The sequence below is a fragment of the Hyphomicrobium sp. genome (assembly GCF_020852195.1).
GTDB lineage: Bacteria > Pseudomonadota > Alphaproteobacteria > Rhizobiales > Hyphomicrobiaceae > Hyphomicrobium_C.
Genome location: NZ_JADZBI010000163.1, coordinates 1 through 5,851 on the forward strand (window position 1 = coordinate 1; position 5,851 = coordinate 5,851).

3 protein-coding genes and 1 pseudogene are annotated in these 5,851 nt (G+C 70.5%); 2 read left to right on the forward strand and 2 right to left on the reverse strand.

Annotated features, from left to right (window positions below; genetic code table 11):
* Positions 1-459: 459 nt before the first annotated feature.
* A complete protein-coding gene (locus tag IT540_RS13835) occupies positions 460-2,301 on the forward strand; it encodes a hypothetical protein (RefSeq protein WP_291178945.1) in 1,842 nt (613 codons plus the stop codon).
* Between the two features lie 117 nt (positions 2,302-2,418).
* The gene (locus IT540_RS13840; RefSeq protein ID WP_291178948.1) at positions 2,419-3,048 is read left to right on the forward strand and encodes a response regulator transcription factor; all 630 of its coding nucleotides are present in this window, start codon (positions 2,419-2,421) and stop codon (positions 3,046-3,048) included.
* Positions 3,049-3,104: 56 nt separating this feature from the next.
* Here IT540_RS13840 and IT540_RS13845 read toward each other — a convergent pair whose 3' ends face one another.
* Together IT540_RS13845 and IT540_RS13850 are read right to left on the reverse strand one after the other, a co-directional pair.
* Positions 3,105-4,898, reverse strand: coding sequence for a 7TM diverse intracellular signaling domain-containing protein (locus tag IT540_RS13845; RefSeq protein WP_291178950.1), 1,794 nt, complete (start codon positions 4,896-4,898; stop codon positions 3,105-3,107).
* Positions 4,899-5,346: 448 nt separating this feature from the next.
* Positions 5,347-5,851: pseudogene (locus IT540_RS13850) on the reverse strand (hypothetical protein); the annotation flags it as partial.

The following is a 5,851-nucleotide window of genomic DNA, read 5'->3' on the forward strand; positions in this document are numbered from 1 at the left end:
CCCAGCGAACGATGGGTGTCCCAAGCCTCGCCCGCCAAGCCTCGACGACGAATTGCCGGACCAAGCCTCGCCCGAGCCCACGGCGCGCGTGCGGCCGCGCATTCCTCACGATCGAGCGTGCCGAGACCGCGAGCACCCAGGTGAAGAGCGCGGTGAGCACGGCGTCGGGCCGCAAGAGGCGTCGGGCCGCAAGAGGAACGTGCGGTCCTGAGTCCGCACCGGAGCCCACGTCAACATCCGTTCCGTCATGGCGATCGACTGATCTCGCGTACTTGCGACGACGAATTGCCGGATCCGGCGGGCGGAGGGTGGCCGCAGCGCACCGTGAACCTCCTTCCGCGCATGAAATCGTACCGCTGCTTCTGAGCGTGCAAGGCGCGCCGCCGGGCGGCGCGAGCGAGGCCGAAATGAGCATGTATGCCTATGGAGCCTCGCTGCTCCATGGCGGAAGATCGGCTCATGCGAGCTCTCTACCTCTGGGCCGGCGCCCTCGTCGCCGTCGCTTGCAGCTCGGGCCCCTTCCGGCAGCCGCCCCCGCCGGCGGGGGCCGCATCGAGGAGGATCGGCTCGCGCGGCGGCACCGTCGCCGTGCGCGATCGCAGCTCACCGCTCTACGGCGTGACCGTCCACATCCCGCCCGGCGCGCTCCGCAGCGAGACCCAGATCGAGATCCGCCCCTCCACGCTGCCGCATGACTCCAACGCGCTCCTCGCCGGGCCGGCCTTCGAGCTCCTGCCGCGGGGCACCACCTTCGCGCAGCCGATCACCGTCGTCCTCCCGGTCTACGACGGCATCACCGACCTCACCGACGTCACCGCCGGCTACCTCGACGAGGACAGCCAGCCGATCCGCTGGGTGCGCCTGGTCACCGCGGCGCAGGTCGGCTTCGCCGATCCCGTCGCGCAGGTCGGGATGGAGGTCACCCTCTCGGTCGACCACTTCACGCACTTCGCACCGATGTACGCGTTCTTCGTACCGATCACGGTGGAGAGCGACATCTCCCCCGAGTTCCAGGCCGAGATCCTCGGCGTCCGGCCGTTGAGCGAGCTCACCCATGGCTACAGCTTCGTCACGCCCCTCGAGGGCCTGATGGGGCTGACACACAGCCTCGCCGATCCGCTGCCCGCCATGTTCGAGGTGGTCGACGGCAGCTACATGGTCCGCATCCGCAGCGGCAACGACGAGCGCTGCGTGGCGGTCACGACGCCGGGCCCGTCCCCGTTCGTGCGCGCCACCGCCACCAGCCCTCGCTGTAACGAGCGCCCGACCGCCACCCTCCAGGCCTCGACCACCCTGATCCGCCGCGACGGCAGGGTCGAGCTCACCGGCGGCGCCACCAGCGCCTCGGGCGGGCAGCTGACCTACTACTGGAACGCGACCGGCGGCGTGCTCAACGATCGCGAGGGCGTGATGGCCTCGGGCCAGAGCGTGACCAGCAGCTGGCGCCCGACCAGGACCGGCACCTTCGACATCTACTTCACGGCCTACGACGAGAACGGCCTCTTCGGCGAGGGCCGCGTGACGATCGTCGTGCGCGGCAACGACCGGCCCGAGATCGTCTCCTTCCTCGCCACGCCGATCCGCATCGGCCAGGGCGCACCGGAAGGAGCGCGCACCTCCGTCCGGCCGCTCTCGATGGGCGACGCCGAGGCCGGCCTCACGCTCTTGAGCGTCATCGCCACGGATCCCGATGACGATGTGCTCTCGTACTTCTGGTGGCACGGCCTGCCCGGCAACTACTTCAACCCCCTGACCGGCGATGTGCTCGGTCGCGATCCGATGACCGGCCTGGCCACCGACACCGTGACCGGGATGCCCTACACCGCCGACACGGTCCTCTACATGGCTCCCCCCGAGAGCTGGCTCTGCGAGGGCCTCCCGCTCGGCATGTGGCTCGGCCTGCACGTGACCGCGAGCGACGGCTATGCCGTCGATCGTTCCTGGGTGATGGTCGGGATGGAGTGCATCGTCGGACCTCCCCCGGGCGCCAACGACGGCTCGCATTGCTACCGCCCGGCGCCGGCCTGGGAGAACATGGATAGCAATGGCGCCTTCTGCTACGGCGTGCCGGGCCCCTTCGCTGACTGGATCTCGGTCGAGTGCAACGTCGGCACCTCTCGGGCCGGGGGCGGCCCCTGCCCAGGCGGCCCCACCGCCGGTGCGTGCGTGGACACCAACGCGCCCGAGGGCTCCATCGGCACCGATGTCTACTACGGCCTCGACGCCACTCAGGCCGAGGCGGCTCGCGTGGCGCGCTGTACCGGTGCGGACGAGGTCTGGATCTACCCCTACATGCCCTAGCAGGCCGCGCCAGCAGCCTGCCCCCTGCCCCTGCCCCAACTCAGCAGCAGCTGGCCGCGCCAGCGGCCTGCCCCTTGCCACTGCCCCTCCGTACTCCGGATCAGAGAGGATGAGCGCATGCGCGTCGTGATCGCCGACGACCACCCGCTGATGCGCTGCGGCCTCGCCGGCACGATCGATGCGCTCCCGGGCTTCGAGGTCGTCGCCGAGGCCGAGGACGGCCTCGCCGCGCTCGACGCCATCCGCGAGCACCGCCCGGCGATCGTCGTGGTCGATGTGGCGATGCCGCGCCTCGACGGCCTCGAGGTGCTGGCGCAGGCCATGACCTGGGCCGACCCGCCCCGCTTCATCGTGCTGACCATGCACGAGGACCTCGTGGCCCGCGCCGTCGCCACCGGCGCGCTCGGCTACCTTCTGAAGGAGGACACCACCAGCGAGATCGAGCCCTGCCTGCGCGCGGTGGCCGAGGGCAGGCGCTACCTCAGCCGCCGCCTTCCGCCTGGCGCGCTCGAGGCCGAGAGCCCCTCCGCCGCCACCTTGCGCGCGCTCTCCAGCAGCGAACGCCGCGTCCTTCGCCTCGTCGGCCGCCACATGACGAGCCGCGAGATCGCCGGCGTGCTCAAGGTCAGCCACCGCACGGTGCAGAACCACCGCGCCAACATGGTCAAGAAGCTCGAGCTCGGTGGCTCGGCGGCGCTGCTGCGCTTCGCGCTGGCCAACCTCAAGGAGCTGGAGCGCGACATCTAGCTCTCGGAAGAAACGCTAGACCCTAATCGAGCGCGTAGCGCTTGATTAGGGTCTAGCTAGATGGGCACCGCCGCCCGCACGCACGTGCCGCCGCCCTCGGCCTCGCCGATCTCGACGCTGCCCCCGATGGCCTGCGCGCGCTCGCGCATGCTGGTGGTCCCGAGGCCGGCCGGCGCCCCCGGCCCGCAGCCGTCGTCCTCCACGATCAGCTCCAGCACGTCGCCGGCCCGCCTCAGGGCCACGATGGCGCTCGAGGCGCCCGAGTGGCGCACCACATTGGAGAGCGCCTCTTGCAGGATGCGATGCAGGTGGAGCTCGGCAGCCGCGGGCAGGACGCCGTCGACCTCGGCGACCACCACCTCGGGCTCGATGCCGGCCGCCGAGAGCGTGCGATGCGCGGTCGACCGAACCGCCTCCGAGAGCCCCAACCGATCGAGCTGGTGCGGGTGGAGGTCATGGGCCATGGCGCGCGCGTCGGCCAGGCTCTCGCGCGCCAGCTCGAGCAGCGAGGCCTCCTTGGCCTTGCCGAGCTCGCTGGCGAGCAGCGTCAGCTTCTGGCCGAGCCCATCGTGCAGCTCCTGCGCGAAGCGCCGCCGCTCGCCGTCCTGCGTCGCCAGCAGGCGCTGCCCGAACGCCCGCTGCTCCTCGAGCAGGCGCGACTGCGCGGCGTCCTTCTGCTCGCGCAAGAGGTTGATACGGTCGGCCAGCGCGAACGAGATGACCAGCGCCTCGATAGCGACGCCCAGCTTGACCGCGTGCTCGGTCAGCAAGCTCCGGCCGATCAGGTGCATCGAGCGCACGCCAAAGAGCACCGCGCCCGGGAAGATGAACGCATGGCCGATGAAGAGGTAGCGGGAGGGCCGCCAGCCGCGCCGCGCCGTGAGCAAGAGCGGGATGGCGTGGTAGAGCATCACCGGGAGCGTCACCGTCGAGAGCAGGATCACGACCGGTTGGTAGGCCACCCACGAGAGCGGCACGAGCGCGAGGAAGAAGAGGGCGCAGGCGCCGGTCACCTTTGCCAACCGCGGGGTCAGCTCGGGCATGTTGGCCATCAGGCGCAGGCCGAGCAGGCCAAAGCCGAAGGTGGACGCGAGAAACACCGGCGCCGCGACCTGGGCCCAGCCCGGCGAGCTCGGCCAGAGGTACATCGACGCGTGCCCCTCGAAGGCCGCGGTGAAGAGCGCGAAGCTGGCCAGGTAGAGAACGTAGAAGGCGTAGGCCCGATCGCGGAGCGCGAAGAAGAGGAAGAGGTTGTAGAGCGCCAGCGCGGCCAGAAACGCGTAGAACGCGCCGAGCAGGATCTGCGTGTCGTTCAGGTAGCGCTCGAACGCGTCGAGCCGCCAGAGCCGGAGCGGCGCCAGCACGGAGCCCTGCGTCCGGATGCGGGCGTAGAAGGGATCGCTGCCTCCGCGCGGGACCGAAAAGACATGGGTCGGCGCGCGCATCGGGCGCTCGGCGAAGGAGAGCGCGTCGCCCGACCGCACCTCGCGCCATCGCTCGCCTTCCCGCCAGTAGACGCGGATGTCGTCGGTCTCGGCGAACGCCTGCTCGAGGACCCAGCGTCGAGCTTCGGGCACGGCGAGCGAGCCCCGCAGCCAGAACGCCGATCGCGAGTAGCCGAAGGAGGGCTGCGAGGTATCGACGGGAGCGAAGGCCTCGTCGCCGAGGCACGCCACCTCGTCGATCGTCTGGCGCCCGCTCGGATCCTCGTGCACCTGCAGGCGGCGGCCGAGCTCGAGGTAGGTGTCGCCCTCGCCGACCTGAGCCCGGACGCTCGCCGCGAGCAGCAGGGCGAAGAGGATCCAGACCAGGGAGCTCCCCGTGCGAGGAGCGCTGGGCGCGCTGGCCACCAGTACGCGATTCTACGATACGGGGCGTGGATTGGTCATGGGCTCTCCCGGTGGCGCCCTCCGACGATCCCGTTCGCTCGTTCACGAGCGCAGCCGCGCTCGGTCGACGACTTTTCCTTTGGCGCATCCCATCGAGAGCCATCGCGACATCGCGCGGGTCTGACATGGCCGTTCCGCCCGAGCAACGAACCGACGCTCACCGGAGGGCTCGCTCGCGAAGCGAACAACCTCTCCCCAAACAAACTCAGACAACCTCTCAAACGGGACATCCGCTGAACGGCGTCGGTCGCGGCGCGGTCTGGGGGGCCTGCCCCGTCCCAGGGACGGGACGGGTTGCTCGCTTGCTCCCCGGGGACGGGTGCTCTCGTCGCGCATCTTCGCGCTTCGGGGCGTCCACGGAAGCGGGGGACCTTCAGTCTTGGCGTGGACGGTCCTCGGAGATCAGTAATCAGTAATAGGTCACCGAGACACCGATCGTGCCGGCGGGGTACACGAGGAAGCGGCCGGTGTTCACGTCGACCAGCAGGCCGAGCGTCGGTCGAGCGAACAGGCCGATGTGCAGCTGCTGGAAGCTCAGCACGTGCACGCCGAACGAGGGGACGACCATCAGTCCGAAGCCCCCGGCGCCTCCGCTGACGCCGCCGCCGCCGAACCCGACCGTGATGTCGATCTCGAAGAGGTCGCGCGCGTAGCCGATGGCCAAGCCGCCGTAGCCGCCCGGGCCGAACGACGGCCCCCAGCCGCCGCCCCTGCTGTGCTGGCCCCACGCGAGGAGGATCGGCTCGAAGGCGAGGCTCCCTCCCACGACCAGTCCCATCGGGAGCCGGTAGCCGATCAGGAACGAGCTGCCGAGCACGGGGCCGCCGCCGTTGCGCGCAGTCTCGGTGTAGAGGTAGTGCCCGTACCCCGCGCCGAGGCCGGTCCTGAAGAAGATCCCGCCCTGATCCTCGGCG

Excerpts from the sequence above, each read along its gene's own strand:
- IT540_RS13835 (WP_291178945.1), top strand. The coding sequence starts at position 460 with ATGCGAGCTCTCTACCTCTGGGCCGGCGCCCTCGTCGCCGTCGCTTGC.
- IT540_RS13840 (WP_291178948.1), top strand. The coding sequence starts at position 2,419 with ATGCGCGTCGTGATCGCCGACGACCACCCGCTGATGCGCTGCGGCCTC.